Here is a 1159-nt window from a genome sequence, read left to right as displayed (position 1 = left end):
CTAGTGTCCCGTGCGGTTAGTTCTTTTGCTTAAATTGAAGTTGTGCTATAGTTTCAAACATGGCACGCACTCATGAAAAATACGAATTAACAGCGCAAGACCGACAAGCTCTCGAAGCCTTGCTTCGGTCTCCAAAAACAGCGCAAAGCCTTGTTTTGAGGGCCCGGATTGTTCTGCTAAGTGGAGCAGGACAATCCGCAGAAGAGGTAGCCGCCTTGGTCGGCACCTCCAAGCTCTCAGTTTACAAGTGGCGCAACCGATTCAGAGCCAGTGGTCTTGATGGCCTAAAAGACTTGCCGCGCTCCGGGCAACCCAAGAAACTCTCGGCAAAAAAGGTCAAAGAGGTGTTGACCTTGACCGTCGAGAAAATTCCCAAGGAAGCCACTCATTGGAGCGTGCGCCTCATGGCCAAGGCGGCGGGTGTCACCACTTGGCAAGTCAGGAAAATCTGGGAGGCCTCAGATCTTAAGCCACACCGCCTCAAGACCTTCAAGATCAGCAACGATCCAGATTTTGCTGACAAGGTCGTGGATGTGGTCGGCTTGTACATGAACCCTCCCGACAATGCCCTGGTGCTGTCGGTGGATGAGAAGACCCAGATTCAGGCACTTGACCGAACGCAACCGATGCTCCAGCTCAAGCCTGGTCAGATTGAGCGCCGTACGCACGATTATAAGCGTCATGGAACCACGAATCTTTACGCGGCCTTTGACATCCTGACGGGAAAAGTCATTGGCCGGACAACAAAGCGACATCGGGCCAAGGAGTTTCTCGATTTTCTGCGGCAGATCGATCGCTCAACACCCAGTGAACTGGAACTGCACTTGATCCTGGATAACAGCAGCACGCACAAAACACCTGATGTGTTGAAATGGCTGGGTAAGCATCCTCGCTTCAAATTGCACTTCACGCCGACCAGCGCTTCTTGGCTGAATGCAGTCGAAGGCTGGTTCTCACAACTGGAGCGCCGCGCCATTCACCGGGGGATTTTTACCAGCGTTACAGAGCTGCGCAAAGAGATCCACCGGTTCATCAAGGTCCATAACGCCGCAAGTGCCAAACCATTTAAATGGACGAAAAGTGCTGCCGTAATCATCGATTCGGTTCAAAGAGCAAAAGCAGCAAATTAATATAAAGGACTAACCAAACAGGACACTAG

1 protein-coding gene is annotated in these 1159 nt (G+C 51.6%); it reads left to right on the top strand.

The window, feature by feature from the left end:
• The first annotated feature begins 59 nt into the window (after positions 1 to 59).
• Positions 60 to 1130 carry an IS630 family transposase gene (locus tag ICT70_RS14770; RefSeq protein ID WP_191157991.1) on the top strand — a complete coding sequence of 357 codons (1071 nt, stop codon included), beginning with the start codon at positions 60 to 62 and terminating at the stop codon, positions 1128 to 1130.
• Positions 1131 to 1159 lie beyond the last annotated feature (29 nt).

Origin of the sequence: Pelovirga terrestris, assembly GCF_014773365.1 — a bacterium.
GTDB lineage: Bacteria > Desulfobacterota > Desulfuromonadia > Desulfuromonadales > Geopsychrobacteraceae > Pelovirga > Pelovirga terrestris.
The sequence above is the reverse complement of the archived record's forward strand: the minus strand, read 5'-3'. Positions and strand labels throughout refer to the sequence as shown.